Here is a 17196-nt window from a genome sequence, read left to right as displayed (position 1 = left end):
CATGCGCCGACCCACCATGGTCTGGCCGGGAACAGCCCGGATCAGCCTGGTTGCGCTGTTCGCGGCGCCCGCCGCGATGGCCTACCCGTGGCACACCCTCACCCAGCGCTGGGTGCTCGGCGTCGCGATCGCCGTCGCACTGGTGCTGCTGCCGTGGTGGCGGGGTGAGCACCTGACCACCATGGCCGCCCGCCGGTTGGGCATGGTGACCCGCCGTGGCGGTGAGGGGGCCCACGAGGTGATCGACCACGCGCCGACCGAAGCCCGCACCACCGCGGTGCTGCAGGTGCGCGCCGACGACGACGAAGAGGCCCAGGAATTGCCGCTGACCTTGATCGCCGACTACCTGGACCGCTACGGCGTGCAGTGCGAGTCGGTGCGGATCGCCAGCCGCGACACCCCGGCCCGGCGCAGCACCTTCGTCAGCCTGACTATGGCCGCCGGACCGAATCTCGCCGCGCTGCGGGCGCGTTCGTCGAACCTGCCGCTGCGCCGCACCGCCGAGGCCGCAGCCCGCCGGCTCGCCGACCACCTCCGCGAACTCGGCTGGGACGCCGTCATGGTCACCGGCGGACTGGATGTGCCCGAACTGCTGGGCCCGCAGGCCAAGGAGGGCTGGCGCACCGTCACCGACGGCTCCAGCGGCTTCGTCAGCGGCTACGCGGTCAAGGTCGACGACGAACTGTCCGACGTGCTGGCCGAACTGTGGGCACTGGACTCCCCGGAGATCTGGACCGTCGCCGAGATCAGCGCCGACGGCCTGGCCGTGGGCGCGGCGATCCGCTCCGAGGACAAGCCGGATCCGGCCGGCCCGCTGGCCGGGCTGACCGCGGTGCGGGGCCGCCAACGCGCCGCGCTGGACGCGCTGCACCCGATGTCGACCGAGCGACTGCTCGGCCGGTCCGGCTCGGCCGGGCTGCTCGGCGAGCTGTCCTGGCCGGCCAGCGACGACGAGCCGGCCCGCGTCTAACACCTGGCCGGGGACGGTTTCAGCGCCGAAGGTGCGCGTAGGTCCGTTTTGGGCCGCGAGGGTGCGCGTAGGTCCGTATTTTCGCGCGAGGGTGCGCGTAAGTCCGTTTTGGGCCGCGAGGGTGCGCGTAGGTTCGCTGCGTCCTGGGGAAATGCGGACCCGTGCGCACGCTCGGCGCGGAATGCGGACCTGTGCGCACGCTCGGCGCGTCGAAGGAGCTCGCTAGAACATCACCGGGCCGAGGAACCGGGTCATCCGGCGCAGGTAGTCCGGCTGGCTGACGTGCAGGACGTGGTTGCCGGGGAACCAGTGCAGCGCGCAGCGGTCCCAGTGCCGCCACAGCTCCTCGGCGTGCTCCGGCGGCGCCAGCCGGTCGCCGAGCCCGGTGATGATCAGCCGGCGATCCTTGGCCGGCTGCGGTCGGTAGTTCAGCGGTGAGTGGAACGCCGCGGCGGCGTCGGCGGCCTCCCGGCTGATGCCGTTGGCCAGTCGCCCGAAGGACACCAGCCGATTCGCCGGAAACCAGGTGTCCAGCAGCCGTTCCGGCGCGACCACCGGGACGTTCGGGATCACCGCCTGCAACCGGTGGTCGGCGCTGGCGATCAGCGCCGAGGTGTAGCCGCCCAGCGACATTCCGGTCAGCGCCACCCGGTCCACCCCGGTGTGCTCCAGGTAGTCCAGCAGCGAGCGGAAGTCGAAGACCGCCTGGCCCATCGTCTCGGCGAACCCGGACAGGCCGTTGGCGAACACCCCGTAGCCGCTGAACGGGGAACCCTTCTCCGCGCGGGACCCGTGGAACGGCAGGGTGTAGAGCACGATGTCGTACCCGGAACGGAAGAACCACGGCAGCGAGAAGAACAGGCCGTTGAGCAGGTACGGCGAACCCAGGAATCCGTGGATGACGCACAGCGTCGGCCGGGGCCCGTCGTTGTGCCGCCAGTGCTGCGCCGCGACGGTGTTATTGCGCCCGAACCCGCTCCACAGCGAACGCATCTCCGGGTTCAGCGGCCGGAAGCCACTGGCGAACCGGATCTGCTCCACCCGCCCGTGCGCCACCCACTCGGCCAGCGGCGCGGCCGGTCGCACGCTGACCCGCGGCGGCTCGTCGGGGGCGGGGAAGGACCGGTCCGCGTCACCCGCGGCGGCCACCTCGGCGAAGAACTCCAGCCGGCGCCGTTCCGCGGCGAGCTCCCCGCGGCCCAGCAGCGCGCCGAACACCGGTGGCAGCATCGCCGCGCCGACCAGCGAGGCGATCGCCGTCCGAAGGCCCAGATCGGCCACCGCGGAGGCGTCCACCACCGCGCGCTGTCGCAGCGTCAGGTCCTGCCGGCGGGGCAACCCGCGGGCGGTCGCCTCCCCGCCGGCCACGTCCGGCATCGGCAGCGGCGGTTCCAGCGGATCTTCGACGGCGTGCTCGGCGGCCACGGTTCCCGATGCTATCGCCGGGAGGCGCCTGGCCGAGGGAACACCGCCGCACCCTTCCCTCGTCGGGGACGATGGATGCCATGTGGAATCCGGACAGCTATCTGGCCTTCGCCGACCAGCGCGGTCGGCCGTTCTTCGACCTGCTCGCGCGCGTCGGCGCCACCGAACCCCGGCGCGTCGTCGACCTGGGCTGCGGCCCGGGGAACCTGACGGCGGCGTTGCCGAGACGCTGGCCCGACGCCGCCATCGAGGCGATCGACAGCTCCCCGGAGATGGTGGCCGCCGCCCGCGAGCGCGGCGTCGACGCCCAGCTCGGCGACGTCGCGCAGTGGCGTCCCGCGCCGGACACCGATGTCGTGCTGGCCAACGCGGTGCTGCAGTGGATCCCCGGCCACACCGAGCTGCTGACCCGGTGGGCCGGCGAACTCGCGCCCGGATCCTGGCTCGCGATGCAGGTGCCAGGCAACTTCGACGCGCCGTCGCACCGGGCCGTGCGCACCGTCGCCGGCTACCCCGAGTTCGCCGACGCGCTGCGCGATATGGCGTTCCGCACCGGTGAGGTCGTGGACACCCCGGCCGGTTACGCCGCCGCGCTCACCGACGCGGGCTGCGTCGCCGACGCCTGGGAGACCACCTACATCCATGAGCTGCGCGGCGAGACTCCGGTGCTGGACTGGATCTCCGGCACCGCGCTGACCGATGTGCGGGCCCGGCTGCCGGAAGACGCCTGGGCGGAGTTCCGCCGGGCGATCATCCCGCTGCTCGCCGAGGCGTACCCCGCGCGGCCGGACGGGACGACGTTCTTCCCGTTCCGCCGGGTGTTCGTGGTGGCACAGGTGAGCGAGTGACTCGCCGCAGACTTCTCACCGCCGGTTCGCTGCTGGCCGCCGCCGTGCTCTACGCCGTGCTGTGGCTCGGCTGGACGCAGGACTGGGAGTGGCTGAACCGGGCCGATGACGCCGCGCTGAACCTGTTCGTCCGGGTCGCCGACAGTCGCCCGTGGTGGGTGACCGGCTGGGATGTGTTCTGCATCGTCTTCTCGCCGACGGCATTGCGCGTGCTGGCGCTGGTGCTCATCGTCCGGGAGCTGGCGCGGCGCAACTTTTCCACGGCGTGGTTCCTGGTGCTCAGCGTGGAGCTCAGCGGGCTGGTCACCGAGGGGGCGAAGGCCCTGGGCGACCGGCCCCGGCCGGTCACCCAGATGGTGTCCGCGCACAACACGTCGTTCCCGTCAGGGCACGCCCTGGGTTTGCTGGTGATCGTGTTCGCCCTGCTGATCGTGTACGGGCGCTACGTGCCGCCGCGGTGGCGCAACACGGTGGTGTGGCTGGGCATCGGCCTGGTCGTCGCGATCGGCCTGGGCCGGGTGGTGCTCAACGTGCACCACCCCTCCGATGTGCTGGCCGGGTGGGCGCTCGGCTACCTCTACCTGGCGCTGTGCCTGTGGTTGTGCCCGCCGCGGGGCGCCCGCGGTGGGCCGGTCAGCTCAGCCAGCGGTACACCGGCAGCGCCCGATACAGCGACGTGAACGTCGCCTCCGGCAGCGCGGCCCCCACCTCGCCGTCGTGCGCGACCGGGGTGGGCCCGTCGACCGCGGCGAAGGAGAATTCCGGCACCTGCAACTCGTGGTACAGCTTGCTGCGGGTCAGCCGGCCCAGGACCAGCGCGCCGAAGATGCGGAACCGCGCCCACGGCTGACCGACCTCCAGCATCCGGACGTCGATCAGACCGTCGTCCATCCGGGAGCGCACCGACGGGGCGAAGCCCGACGGCAGGTAGATCGAATTGCCGATGAAGAACAGCGACGTCTCGACGGTCTTGTCGTCGTAGCGGATCCGCACCGGCGGCTCGTTGCGCATCGTCTGCCACAGCGCGTACGCGCCGGCCAGCGGTTTGCCGACCTGCTTCTCGTGCCGTTCCCGGCGGGCGACGAATTGCGGGTAGGCCCCGATGCTCGCGGTGTTGACGATGATGTTCGTGCCGTTGAGCCGGATCAGGTCCACCTTGGACACCGAGCCGGCCCGGATCGCGGCGATGGTCCGCGCGGGGGTGGGGCAGCCGATGTCCTTGGCGAAATGGTTGAAGGTGCCGGCCGGGAACACCGCCAGCGGTTTGCCCACCTCGAGGGCGACCGCCGCGGCGGCGCTGACGGTGCCGTCACCACCGGCGATGCCGAGCACCTCGGCGCGCGCGGCCGCCGAGCGGAGCACCTGCGACACGTCGTCCTGCGGGCCGAGCTCGACGATCTCGACCGCCGGCAGCTCGTCGCGGACCTGCTGCAGCACCCGCTCACCGGTGCCGCTGCCGGACGCCGGGTTGACCACCAGCACCACGCCGGCGCCGTCGGGCCGCGCCGGCGTGTCGACCAGCAATGGCTCGGTGCGCGGCAGCTTGGCCTCCACCACCGGCGGAACGAGTTTGGCGCCCAGCACCGCGATGGTCGCGCCGATGCCGAACCCGGCCAGCACGTCGCCGGGGTAGTGCGCGCCGGTGTAGATCCGCGACAACCCGACCAGACCGGCCAGGCCGCCGATCACCAGCCCGGCCGGCGGACTCTCCAGGCCCACTCCCAGCGCGAACGCGGCGGCGCTGGCCGAATGCCCGGACGGGAAGGAACTCGACGTCGGGTAGCGACGGCGAATCCGGCGCGGCAGCGGCACCGAGGCGAGGCCCGGCCGCTCCCGGCGGTGCAGTCGCTTGGAGCCCTGATTGGCCACCAGGCTGGTGACCCCAAGGGTGATCAGGCCGCGAACCGCGCCGCGGCGCAGCGACGGTTTGCCGGACGCCGCCAGCGCCGCGGCGATGCCCATCCAGAGTTTGGAGTGGTCTGCGGCCCGAGTCAGCGGCGGCAGCACCGCGTCCAGCAGCGGGGTTTCGGAGCCGGCCACCGCGTCGAAAATCTCCTGGTCCAGGGTGCCCAATCCTCGGGTGATCTCCTGGTAACCGCGGGTGTTCCGCAGGTATCCACCGGTTTTCTGCAGCGCGCGTGCCATAGCGCAAACCCTATCCGCGAGGCGCGCCTCGGTCAGGCATCTGGGGACGACGGTGGGTTGGCCACCACCCGGCGGGTGGCGACCACCTTGCCGTCCACCCGCTTGGTGACCGCGGGCGCGCTGGGCGGGAGGTCGATCCGGCCCTGCACCGGCGCGCCGTTGCGGACCGCCGGCGCGCTCACCCGTTTGGTCGCCGGAGCGCCGTCGGGTGTGGACCCGGCGGCCGACGCCAGCGGGCCCGGCGACATCATCGGCATCCCGCCGACACCCGGCGTCGTCGTCGGCGCCGGGGCCGACGCAGTGGGAGTGACCGCGGGCAACGACCGGGCCGAGGTCGGGACGGTGGCAGCGGACTGCGCTGGCGGCGGACCGAGCATCGCGGTCGGCGCGGCGCCGACCGGGGAGGCGCCGTCGGACCCCTCGTCGCCGCCCAGGCCGAGGTCACCCAGATCGCCCAGATCGCCCAGCTCACCAAGGCTGCCCAGATCTTCCGGCAGCAACTCGTCGTAGCCCTGCGGGGATTCTGCGGAACCCGACACCTGCTCGGCCAACTGCTGGCCGAACTGGCCCAGCTGGCTGGGCAATTGGCTCAGCGGCTGCGTCAGACCGCCCAGTCCACCGGTGATCCCGCCGACCAGACCGCTGATCAGCTGCGGGATCTGCTGGGCGAACTCCGAACCGGACTGGCCCTGCGTGACGGCGTCCATCCGCTGCGCGGAGGCCTCCTCATTGGCCGGGAACTTCGCCGCCGCGTCGGACGCCTTCAAATCCCGCTCGGCCTGCTCGGTGGCGGCGCGCTCCAGGTCGGCCGGATCACCCCAATTGGCGGCCAACTGCAGCACTTGGGCCCACCACTCGGTCAGCACCGTGCCGGCCAACACCGGGTCCGACGGGATCGGTGGTGGTGGCGGCAGCCCCAGCAATTCCAGGTACCGGACCGCATCGGCGTTGATGGTCGGCGCCATCTCAGAATGGTAGATCCGCGGACGCCGGCGCGGTACTCACCTTCGACCGTGACTCAACCTTGACTTGACCCTTTGATCCGGCGGCGGAGACCATGGACCGATGTCTGCCCTGCGATCGATGTGCTGCGCGGCTGCGGTCCTGCTGCTGGCCGCGCTGACCGTCGGCCCCGCCACGGCCGACAACCGGCCGTGGTTCGCCGCGCAGGTCGGCAACGCCACCCAGGTGATCTCGGTGGTCGGCGTCGGCGGATCCGAGGCGAAGATGGACGTCTGGCAGCGTGGCGCGGCGGGCTGGCAACCGGTCGCCGCCGCGATCCCGGCCCAGATCGGGTCTGCGGGGATGTCGCCGAATATCTACGAGGGCTCGATGATGACCCCGATGGGCGTATTCACGCTGAACTCGGCGTTCGGCACCAAGGCGAATCCGGGCACCGCGCTGCCGTATGTGCAGGTCGGCTCGAATCACTGGTGGAGCGGCGACGTCAACAGCCCGACCTACAACTCCATGCAGGTGTGCAGTTCCGACGCCTGCGATTTCGACACCGGTCCGCCGTCGGAGAACCTGGACATCCCCGAGTACGGGCACGCGGTGGTGATGGGCGTCAACAGTCAGCGGGCCCCAGGCAAGGGCAGTGCGTTCTTCCTGCACGAAAGTGGTGACGGGCCGACCGCCGGCTGCGTCGCGATCGACGCGAACACGCTGACCCGGATCCTGCAGTGGCTGCGCCCGGGCGCGGTGATCGCCATCGCGAAGTAGTGCCCTCTGTTCGCTCGTCGACCCCGGCGGTCCTTGAGAACTCCCTGAGCGGTGGGTGTCGCACGCGCCCCGGGGCGCCGCGGTCGTTAGGGTGGGCCGAATGAGTGGGCCGACCGGTGGTGTTGCGCGCCCGGTCGGACTGTCGATCGGGACGACGAACCTGGTGGCCGCCCGGGTGGGCGACCCGCCGGTCACCCGCCGATCGATTTTGACCCTGTTCCGCAACCGTCCGCCCGAGGTGGGCGCTCCTGCCGAGAATCCGGCGTTGACCGAAAGCGGCCTGGTGCTGGGCGGTTTCGTCGAGCGCGTGGGTGACCCGGTGCCGCTGGTGGCGATCGACGGTTCGACCCACCCGGCCGAGGCGTTGCTGGCTGCCGCGCTGGCCACGATGGCGGCGCCCGGCGGCCAGCCCGTCGGGCCGGTGACCGTCGCGGTTCCCGCGCACTGGGGTCCGGGTCCGCGGCGGGCGCTGGAACGCGCGCTGGCCGGTGGGCGACTGGCCGCCGGCCGTCAGCCGCCGCGGTTGGTCTCCGACGCCACGGCCGCCCTGGTCGCGCTGCAGGCCAATCCGGGGCTGCCCGCGACGGGAGTGGTGGCGCTGCTGGACTTCGGTGGCAGCGGAACCAGCATCACCCTGGTCGACGCGGGCGCCGGGCTGGCGCCGATCGGCGAGACGCTGCGGCACCCGGATTTCTCCGGTGATCAGATCGACACCGGTGTGCTGGCCGCGGTGCTGGCCGACCTGGAAAGCCAGGGCGCGGACACCTCGGCGACCGCGGCCGTCGGCCCGCTGACCGGCCTGCGTGAGGAGTGCCGTCGGGTCAAGGAACGGTTGTCGGCGGAGTCCGCGACCACACTGGTGGTCGACTCCGGCATCGGCGGGGGCGTGCGGCGGGAGGTGCGATTCACCCGCGCCGAACTCGAGGCGCTGATCGACGAGCCGTTGACCGGTTTGCTGGGCGCGCTGCAGCAGCACCTGGACCGCAATCGGATCCCGTGGGCGCGCGTTTCGGCGGTCGCCACCATCGGCGGCGGCGCCGCGATACCCGTTGTCACCCAGCAGATTTCGCAGCTGTCCCAAGCGCCCGTGTTGACCACGCCGCACCCGGAACTGAGCGCCTCGGTGGGCGCGGCGGTGATGGCCGCCCGCGGCCCGTCGGCCGACGCCCCCACCGGCCCCGCGCCGGTGGCCCCCGATGCGGCCACCGGCCTGGCGCCCGTCGCCCCGGACGCCGCCACCGGTCTGGCCCCGGCCGTCGCCGACGCCAGCACCGCCAGCTCGCCCGCCGCCGGCGACACGCAGGCCCGTCAGGCGCTGGCCTGGTCGGAGGACGCGGACGCGATCGGCGACCCGCTGCCCTACCAGGGCGGGGACTATCAGAGCGACTACGACGCCGCGGAGAACCCGTACCGCCCCGACGGCGCGCGTCCGCGCGTCGACTTCGACGACGACGGGCCCATCGTCGCGGCCCCGGCCCGCCGATCCCGGATACCGGGTCTGGCGGTCGCGGGCGCCGGCGTGGTCGCGTTGTTCGCGTTCGGCGCGGTGGTCTACAACCTGGCCAACGACGCCAAACCCATCGAGGACACCCCGGCGCCCACCACCACCGTCGAACCGCCACCGGTGACCAGCGAAGAACCGCCACCCCCGCCGCCGAGTGAGGAGCCCGCGCCGCCACCGCCGCCGGCGCCGACCACGGTGTGGACCCCGCCGACGACGGCGGAGCCGCCGCCTCCGGAGCCGACCACCACGACGCCGGAGCCCACGACCACGACTCCGGAGCCGACGACCACCACGCCGGAACCCACCACCACGCCGCCGACCACCACGACGACGCAGCCGACGACGACCACGACCGTGCCGACGACGACCACCACGACGCGGATGACGACGACGCATCTGAACATCCCGGGCTTGCCGATCCCGATCCCGATCCAGGTGCCCGACCACAGCGGGGGCTGACTTCGGTCACCGATCGGGGGACCGTTCGTCGTCGAAAGGTCCTAAACCGCCGTTGATTTCAGCGCCGGGCCTTAGGTTGGGCGCAGGAGGATCGATGGCTGAGTTCATGACCAATGCGGACGCTTTCACCTGGGCCATGGAGGCTGATCCGCGGCTGCGTTCGACGATCGTCAGCCTGCTGATCCTGGACAAGACGCCGGATTGGGACGCGGTGCGGCTGCGGTTCGACCGGATCACCCGGGTGCTGCCGGCGTTCCGGCAGAAGGTGGTGGCGTCCCCGGTGCTGGCCCCGCCGCGCTGGGATCCCGATCAGGACTTCGACCTGGATTACCACCTGCGCCGGGTTTCGGCGCCGGAACCCGGGACCTCCGATATCGACACGGTGCTGGCGATGTGCCGGGTGGAGGCGATGGAATCCTTCGACACCGCCCGTCCGCTGTGGCGGGTGACCATGGTCGACGGCCTGCCCGAGGGCCGATCCGCGCTGATCATCAAGCTGCATCACGCGCTGACCGACGGGATGGGCGGCGTGCAGATCGGGATGCTGTTGTTCGACCTGACCGCGGACGCGCCGACGCCCGAACTGCCCGACGAACCGGGCGCCCTCGGACTGCTGGACCGCTGGGGCGAGTACCGCGAGACGCTGCGCTACGGCGCGGGATTGCTGGGGTCGGCGCTGACCGGGGCGCTGACCGCGGCGCCGCGGCTGCTGGCCGACAGTCTGCGGGATCCGCTGGGTGCGGCGGGTTCGGCGGCCGAGACGGCCGCGTCGGTGTACCGCACGGTCCGCCCGATCAACCGCAAGGGCTCACCGCTGATGCGGGAGCGCACGCTGCGGCGTGAACTGTCCACCCACACCGCGCCGTTGTCGGTGCTGCGCGAGGTGGCGCACGCCCGCGGCGCGGCGCTCAACGACGCGTTTCTGGCTGGGGTGACCGGCGGCCTGCGGCGCTACCACGAGCATCACGACTCGCCCATCGGCGATCTGCACCTGACGATGCCGATCAGTCTGCGTTCCGAGGCAGATGCCATGGGCGGCAACCACATAACGCTGATGCGGTTCGATGTGCCGGCCGGCGAGCCGGATCCGGGCCGCCGGATCGAACGGATCCACCGCCGGGTGCGACGGGTCCGTGGCGAGCGCTCGCTGCCCTACACCCAGCTGATCGCCGGCGCGCTGAACCTGGTGCCGCGGCCGATCCTCGGCTCGGTGCTGACCAATGTCGACTTCCTGGCCAGCGATGTGCCGGGCATCCCGGTGCCGGTGTACCTGGCCGGGGCGCGGGTCGTCGAGCAGTTCGCCTTCGGCCCGACGATCGGCGCCGCCGTCAACGTCACCCTGCTCAGCTACGTCGACACCTGCGCGTTCGGCATCGACGTCGACGCCGGAGCTGTTCCCGACGCCGATGTTTTCCACCGCTGCCTGGTGGAGGGGTTCGCCGAGGTGCTCGCACTGGGGGAGTAGCTGTGTTGCCGGTGTTCCCGGTGTTCCCGGGCCCGCTGTTCACGCCGTTCCCGGTGTTCGCGGGCCGGATTGGGCGTGAGCGAGGCCCCTCAAGGAGGCTTTTGGGGACATGACGCCGGGCGCCTCATCGACTGAGATCTCTGGGATGCATTTGAGACATGAGGTAGGTCAGTGAGACGCCACGGCGGCGGTTCTCCGTCGTGTGGAACACCAGGGCGGTTTTGCGTCTTGTGGCCGCCACCACGTTCCATTCGACGCAGAGCGGCCGCCCTCAGCTCTCACTCGCATCCGTGGTTTCTCACAAGCGCGCCTGGCTTCTCAGTCGATGGGCGGTTCCGCCACCAGTTCTCACAAGCGTGCCTGGTTTCTGAGTCGATGAGCAGTCCCGCCACCACCTCTCGCATCCGTCAGCTCCCTGCGAACGCGGACCGATGATCCGGAAGCGCTCGTCGCGTCAGGCGGCGACGAGCTCGTCGTTCTGGGGCCGCCAAGCCGACGGGTGCCCGAAAGCCCGGGCGGCTTCGCGGGCCAGCGCGGTGCGGGCGGCGTTGTTGGCGGCCAGCGCGGCGGGGTTGTCGCGGTAGGCCGACCGGGGGCTCCACCACCCGGTGCGACGGTTCTGCCGCTGAACAAAATCGATCTCGTCCTGGCATTCGCGGTAACTGCCGGTGAAACTGTAGCGCTCGGTGTAGCTCGTGAGGACCAGGCCGATGTGCCGGACGAGTTCGATCCGGAACTGCGGCTCAATGCGGTCCGAACTGGTCGAATCCGAGGAATCGACGGTCTGGGCGAGGGTGGCTGCGGCGCTCATGTCGGTCTCCTTGTTGCCGGTGCGCCGCGTGTTCCGCTGCGCTGATGCGGCAACTATGACAGATAAACCGTAGCAGTGCAACTCAAAACCGTAGCGCCGCGTCAGTTCTGCAAAGGAAGCTCTATTTTCGCCGCTCAAAGCTGGTTCTGGCGGATAGGTCCGGCCACGGCGGCCGCCTCAATACCGCGAGCGTTCCGATCAGCGCGGCCACGAACCCCGTCGCCGTGCCGATCACCGCCATGGTGTTCGCGTCCACCGCGGGAATCCAGCGAGACTGACCGTCGGTGCTGGAGAACACCCCGATGGTGCGGCGGTGGCCCCGCCAGGTGCGGCCCAGCACCGTGATGACGGTGCTGCCGTCGGGCATGGAGACCACGGTGGAACCGTCGGCCAGTTCGGCCACGGTGGCGCCGTTGTGCAGGGTCACCAATTCGGTCATCGCCTCACTCCGTCTCGGTAGGCCGGGCGATCTTCGGTCCGGCGATCCGGGGCGCATCGTCCTCGGGCAGGCTCGCCGGCGAATCCGCTTGTGGCGCAGAGGGTTCGGATTGGGAACTCACGGCCGGGCGGGCGATGGCGGGACCGGCGATCCGTGGCTGCTCGGCGGTCCGCGACACAGGTGGCGCGGCCGACGCAGCTGGGGCCGGCGCAGCTGGGGCCGACGCAGCTGCGGCCGACGCAGCCGGGGCCGGGGAAGCCGCGGAAGAACCGGGCGCGCCTGCCGGAGCAGTACGACGCGCACCCGCACCCGCGGTGACGCGTTTGCGGGGGCTGCGACCCAGAACCGTCAGCGCCAGGCCCAGCACCGCGGCGGCGAGCACACACAACACCACGTCGAACGTCGAGGTGATCTGCTGGTAGAGGTCGTTGCCGAAGATGTCGTCGTACTCGGTCGGTGCGAAGGACTCGACCCGCGGCACCAGGACGATGCCGAGCACCACCCGGCACACCGTCAGGGTGACCAGTCCGACCAGCACCGCCCGCATCCCGAGCTTCGGCAGGCTGTCATAGCCGTTGCGCGCGACCCAGCCGGCCAGCAGCGCGGTGAGCGCGTCGAATGCCAGCATCGCGGTCTGGTCGAACGGCATGACCGGCAGCCCCAACGTGCCGGCGGTCACCAGGTCGGTGATCCGCAGGATGGCCGAGCCCGCCGACCACACCGCGATCAGCAGCAGCGCCTTGCGGGTCGCGTTCTGCCAGGCCAGGTTTCCCGACGCGGACCGGCCGACCGCCCGCAGCAACGCCAGTGGTCCGACGATGGCCGCCACCGCGACCCAGGCCAGGTAACCCTGGAACCCGACCGTCGCCACGCCGGTGTTCTGCGCGATGCCGTGGAAGCCGTCGATCTCGCGGCCGGTCGGCAGCCACCACACCAGGGCGCCGGCCACCAGCGTGGACGCGCCCAGCAGGGTGACCACCAATCGGTCGGACTCCTCGCCGGAACGCATCCAGCGGGCGGCCACCAGGATCGGCGCCAGCGCGACCGCGCTGTAGAGCAGGAAGGCCACCGTCACGGCCAGGTTCTGGCCGACCGCCTCGCCGGCGACGATGTCCGGGACCACCCGTCGCAGCCGCCAGTACAGCGTGAACAGCACCGCCAGCACCGCCAGGCCGACGGACACGTCGGTGATCATCCGGGCGCTGCGCGACCAGCGGCCCGACGTCGTCCCGCCGCCGAACACCGGCTGCGCGCACAGCAACGCTCCGGCGACGCCGAACCAGACTCCCGGACCGACGCCCGGGGCGACGACACCGCTGCCGCCCAGCGCGATCGACCCGATCAGGCTGAACAGCACCGCCGCGGTGGCCAGCAGCAGATACGGGGTGCTCAGCAGCAACCGCAGCCGGGACAGACTTTCGGGCTGCGCGTCCTCACCGAGCCGACGATGGGTGATCAGCGCCGAGGCCCAGACTCCCAGCGTCGCGATGATCAGCAGCGCGAACATCCAGTGCGCGCTGCCCTCGATGGTCAATCCGAACCGGACGTTCCACGGCAGCAGCAGCGCCAGCAGCGCGAACGCCGCGCCGAGGCCGTCCCGGATGGCGTCGGGCCGCCGGTTCGGCGTCGTTGTCTCGTGCACGAGGGTGCCCCTTGGGTTGTCGATATTCGTAGGCTAGCGCGGCTGGAAAGCGATGTTCATGACCGCGGGGTCCGGAAGTGGTTTCGTCTCGCCGCCCAGGTCGATGCTGCGGCCCACCGGACGGGTCACCTGCTGCCCGTCGTCGATATTGAGCAGGGTGAACTCGGTGACCGGGCCGGCGTGGTCCTCGGCCGCGTATTTGACGACGACGACCTCGGTGCGGGCGAAGTAGTCCCAGGTCGTGCCGGTCAGCCGGTAGCCACCCAGGTCGGCGTCGACCGGCGGGCTCAGCGGGGAACCGGAGGCGCAGTGCGTCCGGGGCACGCCGAGCGCGTCGACCAGCACCGCGGTGCCCGCGGCCAGCACCGCCTGTTCGGGCCCGGACGGCGTGTGCAGGGTGACCCAACTGTCGTTGAGCAGCACCACCGGAGTCAGCGTGTTCAGGTAGAACGGCAGCTGCTCGGGCGTCAGGCCCAGCGCCAGGCCCCACGGTGTGGCCGTCCCGGGATTGGCGTCCAGGTCGTTGGCCAGCGCCACCACGTCGCACGGGGCGACGGCGCCGACGCCGTACAGGCCGGGCTGACGACCCGAAGCCGGGCGCACCCCGCGCCGCGGCGAGACTGGCAGCTGCTGGCGCAACTCGGCTGCCTTGGCCTGCGCCGGTTCCGACAGCAGCACCGCGGTGCTCAGCACCGACGAGGTGAACGGCTCACTGACCGCGTTGACCCCGATCAGCACGGCCTCCGGCTCGGGCGCGGCCTCGGGCTGCTCGGGCCCGTAGCTGAGCACGACGGTCACCAGCGCGGTCAACACCAGCACCGTCAGCGCCAGCGCGGACATGGCCAGGATCACCGGCGCGCGGGGATTGGTCACCGGGGTCGTCATGGCTGGGCCTTCCGCAGCGCCGGGTGCGGCCGGTCCCCGAGCGGGTTGGCTCCGGCCGCGACGTCGATGACCGTCAAACCGGTCAGCCGGTCGTGCAGGCCTGGCCGGGGAGTGGGGCTGGCCAGCATCGGCAACGCCGCCAACCCCAGGGTGCCGACGAAGATCAGGCTGCGCAGCACCGTCGGACCGAATCCGGGCGGGCGATTGTCGGCGTTGACCAGCCGCAGACCGAGCATCGCCTTGCCTGCGGACTGGCCCATCAGCCCCAGCCAGATCTGCATCCACAGCCAGACCGCCACGAACGCCAGCGGCACCACCATGGAGACCACCTCGGGCACATCCAGCAGCGCGGCCGTGATCGACAGGGGGAACGCCGGGACGATCATCGCGGCGACGTCCATCAGGTAGGCGGCGCACCGCACCGACCGGCCGGCCGGGCGGATGCCGTCGGCCGGGAGCTGTGAGGTGCCGGTTTCGGCGCCGCAGGACGGGCAATACAGCTCGGTGTGCCCCAGCGCAGCCCCGCACTGCGCGCACCAGCGTGCCTGCGAGAGCTCGGACATGGTGTGCGGTGACGCCTTTCGATCGGGGCTTTCCGGCAAACCCTAGTTTGACGGGTTCCTCGCCGGTAACAAGCCGGGCTGCGGGGACGAAAACTCAAAGCAGCGGGCAAAGTGCGCCGAGCCCGCCCGGACTACAGTGAAACCGAAGACGTGAACCGCGTCAGGCGGTCGGTTGCGAGGGGCGAACTGCATGGAACTCATGCTCGGTGTGTCGGTTGAGGGCAGCCGGGGTCGCATTGCGATGCTCGACGCCTCCGACGGAGTCACACTCATCGACCAAGCCGACGTCGACCTGCTCGGGCAGCCGCTGTCCGCGTTGGTCACCCAGGTCGCCGACACCAATCGGATCGTCGCCGAGGGCGGGCACCGGCTGGTCACCACCCGGCTGGTCTGCTCGGACGCCGACCTCGCCGAGCGGCTGAGTGGCGAATTCGTCACCGCCGGGCTGGCGAACGTGGTGTCGGTGCCCCGCGCCGACGCGCTGGCGGCCGCCGGCGAGACCGGCGAACTGGCGCTCGGGGCAGCCCGGACCGCGGCGCTGCAGGCCGCCACCGGATTGGCCCCCGCGGTGGATCCGGAGGCCACCGGCTTGGCGCCGGTCACCGATCCCGAGGCCACCGGGCTGGCCCCGGCCGCCGATCCCGAAGTGACGGGCTTGGCGCCGGTGACCGACGCGCTGGATCCGGATGCGACCGGGCTGGCCCCGGCAACCGACGCGCTGGCCGCGGACGCGCCGACCGGACTCGCGCCGGCCGCCCCGACGGACCCCGAGGGCACCTACGCCATTCCGGTCGACGCGAAATCGAACACCGAGCAGAACGACCTGGCGTACTCGCAGGCGGACGGCGGAACGCCCGTCGCCGACTACGACTTCCCGCCGCCCGACGACGTCGATTACCTGGAGGATGTCGCCGACGACGAACCGGGCAGCACCCGCGGCCCGCTGCTGCTGGGCAGCATGGTCGCGGGGGTGGTGATCGTCGGATGCGCCCTGCTGGCCGTCACGGTCGCCGTGAGCGTCCGGCCGACGGCGTCGGAGCAGGCGATCCGGCTGCAGCAGGACGCCGTTCCCGGCAAGTACTTCCCGATGGCGCCCGGTCAGGGCGTGCAACCCGACGGCCCGGCCTGGACCATGGTCGAGGAGCTGCCGCCGCCGAACGCGACCGAAGCGGTGCGCACGTTCCAACCGGTGGCGCTGAGCCGCAGCTCGAACCTCGCCACCAACGCCGCCACGCAGACCGTGCGGGTCTTCCCCGACGGCGCGATGACCGTCGGCAACGGCGCGCCGATCCCCGCCGCGACGATCCCCGGCGTCACCGCCCCCGCCGCGGTCAATCCCGGCGCCGACATCTGGACGCCGCTGATCATCGGTCAGGCGCTGCGCCACACCCAGCACATCCCGACCGTGCTGGAGACCGTCAACAACGTCACCGACATCTTCGCGCCCAAGCCGAAGCCGAAACCGCCGGTCGACGAGGACGTCGTGCTGCCCGACGACGACGGCACGGATGGCTCCACCGGGGTCGATCCCAGCGATTCGGTCACCCCCAGCGACGAGGCCACGCCCAGCGGCGAATCCACCACCAGCGCGCCGGCCAAGCCCAGCGAGTCGGCTACCTCCAGCGAATCGGCGACCTCCAGCGAGGAAACCAAGCCGAGTGAGTCGGCCACATCGAGCGAGCAGACGAAGCCGAGCGAGCGGTCGACGTCGTCGACCCCGACGCCCAGCGAAGAACCGCAGACGAGCGAATCGCCGAAGCCCAGCGAGCGGTCCCGGCCGTCGGCGGAGCCCAGCAGCGCCCCGGAGACGACCCAGGCCCCCGCGCCCACCAGCGCCGCCGCGCCGGAGCCCAGCAGCGTGCCCGCGCCGACCAGCGCGCCCGCCAGCTCGTCGGACGGTTCCGGCAGCTCGGACGCGCAGCCGCAGCAGCCTGTGCAGACCGTTCCCGAACCCGTGCAGCCCGCACCGGTTCAGGAGCCGGTCCAAGCGCCCGTGCAGGAGCCGGTCCAAGCCCCGGTGCAGGAGCCGGCCCAGGCTCCCGTGCAGGAGCCGGTGACGCCGGTCGAGCCGCCGGCGTCGTCCTCGGATTCCTCGGGCTCGTCGTCGTCGGATTCGTCGGGCTCGAGCTCGTCGAGCACGGACTCCGGGATCTTCGAACTGCCCGATTTCTCCTTCGGCGGGTGACCGCGCCGGGAGTGATCTTGCTCCGGCGTTGACCGGGATGTGACGGCGTCGGCTGTGAACCGGTGTGCGGCGCTCTCAGTGACGTCGTACACAATGGGATCGACCACACCGGCCGGCCGCCGATCGCGGACCG

The 17196-nt window shown here is 71.6% G+C and carries 15 protein-coding genes; 7 read left to right on the top strand and 8 right to left on the bottom strand.

From position 1 onward, the window contains the following. Position 1 precedes the first annotated feature (1 nt). Entirely contained in the window at positions 2 to 970 is a 969-nt protein-coding gene (gene eccE / locus L2Z93_RS17890) for a type VII secretion protein EccE (protein ID WP_234786122.1), read from the top strand. 222 nt (positions 971 to 1192) lie between these two features. Here the strand turns inward: eccE and L2Z93_RS17885 are convergent, their stop codons facing one another. After that, complete coding sequence (locus L2Z93_RS17885; RefSeq protein WP_090588924.1) at positions 1193 to 2347, bottom strand: alpha/beta hydrolase; 1155 nt, start codon at positions 2345 to 2347, stop codon at positions 1193 to 1195. 128 nt (positions 2348 to 2475) lie between these two features. Here L2Z93_RS17885 and L2Z93_RS17880 point away from each other — a divergent pair, with 128 nt between their 5' ends. Together L2Z93_RS17880 and L2Z93_RS17875 are read left to right on the top strand one after the other, a co-directional pair. Further along, a complete protein-coding gene (locus L2Z93_RS17880) occupies positions 2476 to 3243 on the top strand; it encodes a trans-aconitate 2-methyltransferase (RefSeq protein WP_090588766.1) in 768 nt (255 codons plus the stop codon). After that, positions 3240 to 3923, top strand: a complete 684-nt coding sequence (locus tag L2Z93_RS17875; protein ID WP_090588765.1) for a phosphatase PAP2 family protein — start codon at positions 3240 to 3242, stop codon at positions 3921 to 3923. Before L2Z93_RS17880 ends, L2Z93_RS17875 begins: the two co-directional genes overlap by 4 nt. Here L2Z93_RS17875 and L2Z93_RS17870 read toward each other — a convergent pair. Further along, entirely contained in the window at positions 3877 to 5388 is a 1512-nt protein-coding gene (locus L2Z93_RS17870) for a bifunctional phosphatase PAP2/diacylglycerol kinase family protein (protein WP_090588764.1), read from the bottom strand. The two genes, L2Z93_RS17875 and L2Z93_RS17870, sit on opposite strands and share 47 nt — an antisense overlap. 32 nt (positions 5389 to 5420) lie before the next feature. Next, positions 5421 to 6353 carry a hypothetical protein gene (locus L2Z93_RS17865; protein ID WP_090588763.1) on the bottom strand — a complete coding sequence of 311 codons (933 nt, stop codon included), beginning with the start codon at positions 6351 to 6353 and terminating at the stop codon, positions 5421 to 5423. 100 nt (positions 6354 to 6453) lie between these two features. Here L2Z93_RS17865 and L2Z93_RS17860 point away from each other — a divergent pair, with 100 nt between their 5' ends. The 3 genes from L2Z93_RS17860 to L2Z93_RS17850 all read left to right on the top strand — a co-directional run bounded on the left by L2Z93_RS17860 (position 6454) and on the right by L2Z93_RS17850 (position 10538). Next, the gene (locus tag L2Z93_RS17860; protein WP_090588762.1) at positions 6454 to 7110 is read left to right on the top strand and encodes a L,D-transpeptidase family protein; all 657 of its coding nucleotides are present in this window, start codon (positions 6454 to 6456) and stop codon (positions 7108 to 7110) included. A 100-nt stretch (positions 7111 to 7210) separates the two neighbouring features. Next, positions 7211 to 9073 (top strand): Hsp70 family protein, encoded by a 1863-nt coding sequence (locus L2Z93_RS17855; protein ID WP_090588761.1) that lies wholly within the window; start codon positions 7211 to 7213, stop codon positions 9071 to 9073. A 94-nt stretch (positions 9074 to 9167) separates the two neighbouring features. Further along, positions 9168 to 10538, top strand: a complete 1371-nt coding sequence (locus L2Z93_RS17850; protein ID WP_090588760.1) for a wax ester/triacylglycerol synthase domain-containing protein — start codon at positions 9168 to 9170, stop codon at positions 10536 to 10538. A 454-nt stretch (positions 10539 to 10992) separates the two neighbouring features. Here L2Z93_RS17850 and L2Z93_RS17845 read toward each other — a convergent pair whose 3' ends face one another. From L2Z93_RS17845 to L2Z93_RS17825, 5 genes are all read right to left on the bottom strand, one after another. Further along, a complete protein-coding gene (locus L2Z93_RS17845) occupies positions 10993 to 11349 on the bottom strand; it encodes a hypothetical protein (RefSeq protein WP_090588759.1) in 357 nt (118 codons plus the stop codon). Between the two features lie 121 nt (positions 11350 to 11470). Further along, positions 11471 to 11788, bottom strand: a complete 318-nt coding sequence (locus tag L2Z93_RS17840) for a hypothetical protein (protein ID WP_234786103.1) — start codon at positions 11786 to 11788, stop codon at positions 11471 to 11473. Positions 11789 to 11792: 4 nt separating this feature from the next. After that, positions 11793 to 13430 (bottom strand): DUF7937 domain-containing protein, encoded by a 1638-nt coding sequence (locus L2Z93_RS17835; RefSeq protein ID WP_090588758.1) that lies wholly within the window; start codon positions 13428 to 13430, stop codon positions 11793 to 11795. A gap of 33 nt (positions 13431 to 13463) precedes the next feature. After that, positions 13464 to 14315, bottom strand: a complete 852-nt coding sequence (locus tag L2Z93_RS17830; RefSeq protein ID WP_090588757.1) for a DUF6777 domain-containing protein — start codon at positions 14313 to 14315, stop codon at positions 13464 to 13466. After that, positions 14312 to 14878 (bottom strand): RDD family protein, encoded by a 567-nt coding sequence (locus L2Z93_RS17825; protein WP_090588756.1) that lies wholly within the window; start codon positions 14876 to 14878, stop codon positions 14312 to 14314. The genes L2Z93_RS17830 and L2Z93_RS17825 overlap by 4 nt, the downstream gene beginning before the upstream one ends. 190 nt (positions 14879 to 15068) lie before the next feature. Between L2Z93_RS17825 and L2Z93_RS17820 the strand changes: the two genes are divergently transcribed. Further along, complete coding sequence (locus L2Z93_RS17820; RefSeq protein ID WP_090588755.1) at positions 15069 to 17063, top strand: hypothetical protein; 1995 nt, start codon at positions 15069 to 15071, stop codon at positions 17061 to 17063. Positions 17064 to 17196 lie beyond the last annotated feature (133 nt).

Source organism: Mycolicibacterium brumae, from assembly GCF_025215495.1.
GTDB lineage: Bacteria > Actinomycetota > Actinomycetes > Mycobacteriales > Mycobacteriaceae > Mycobacterium > Mycobacterium brumae.
Note: the sequence above shows the minus strand (reverse complement) of the source record. Positions and strands in the feature narration are given on the sequence as shown.

Bases quoted from the DNA above. Each gene is read 5' to 3' on its own strand.
- L2Z93_RS17850 (WP_090588760.1), top strand. From the start codon at position 9,168: ATGGCTGAGTTCATGACCAATGCGGACGCTTTCACCTGGGCCATGGAG.
- L2Z93_RS17870 (WP_090588764.1), bottom strand. From the start codon at position 5,388: ATGGCACGCGCGCTGCAGAAAACCGGTGGATACCTGCGGAACACCCGC.
- L2Z93_RS17885 (WP_090588924.1), bottom strand. From the start codon at position 2,347: ATGCCGGACGTGGCCGGCGGGGAGGCGACCGCCCGCGGGTTGCCCCGC.
- L2Z93_RS17880 (WP_090588766.1), top strand. From the start codon at position 2,476: ATGTGGAATCCGGACAGCTATCTGGCCTTCGCCGACCAGCGCGGTCGG.
- L2Z93_RS17825 (WP_090588756.1), bottom strand. From the start codon at position 14,878: ATGTCCGAGCTCTCGCAGGCACGCTGGTGCGCGCAGTGCGGGGCTGCG.
- L2Z93_RS17845 (WP_090588759.1), bottom strand. From the start codon at position 11,349: ATGAGCGCCGCAGCCACCCTCGCCCAGACCGTCGATTCCTCGGATTCG.
- L2Z93_RS17840 (WP_234786103.1), bottom strand. From the start codon at position 11,788: ATGACCGAATTGGTGACCCTGCACAACGGCGCCACCGTGGCCGAACTG.
- eccE (WP_234786122.1), top strand. From the start codon at position 2: ATGCGCCGACCCACCATGGTCTGGCCGGGAACAGCCCGGATCAGCCTG.
- L2Z93_RS17855 (WP_090588761.1), top strand. From the start codon at position 7,211: ATGAGTGGGCCGACCGGTGGTGTTGCGCGCCCGGTCGGACTGTCGATC.
- L2Z93_RS17820 (WP_090588755.1), top strand. From the start codon at position 15,069: ATGGAACTCATGCTCGGTGTGTCGGTTGAGGGCAGCCGGGGTCGCATT.
- L2Z93_RS17860 (WP_090588762.1), top strand. From the start codon at position 6,454: ATGTCTGCCCTGCGATCGATGTGCTGCGCGGCTGCGGTCCTGCTGCTG.
- L2Z93_RS17865 (WP_090588763.1), bottom strand. From the start codon at position 6,353: ATGGCGCCGACCATCAACGCCGATGCGGTCCGGTACCTGGAATTGCTG.
- L2Z93_RS17830 (WP_090588757.1), bottom strand. From the start codon at position 14,315: ATGACGACCCCGGTGACCAATCCCCGCGCGCCGGTGATCCTGGCCATG.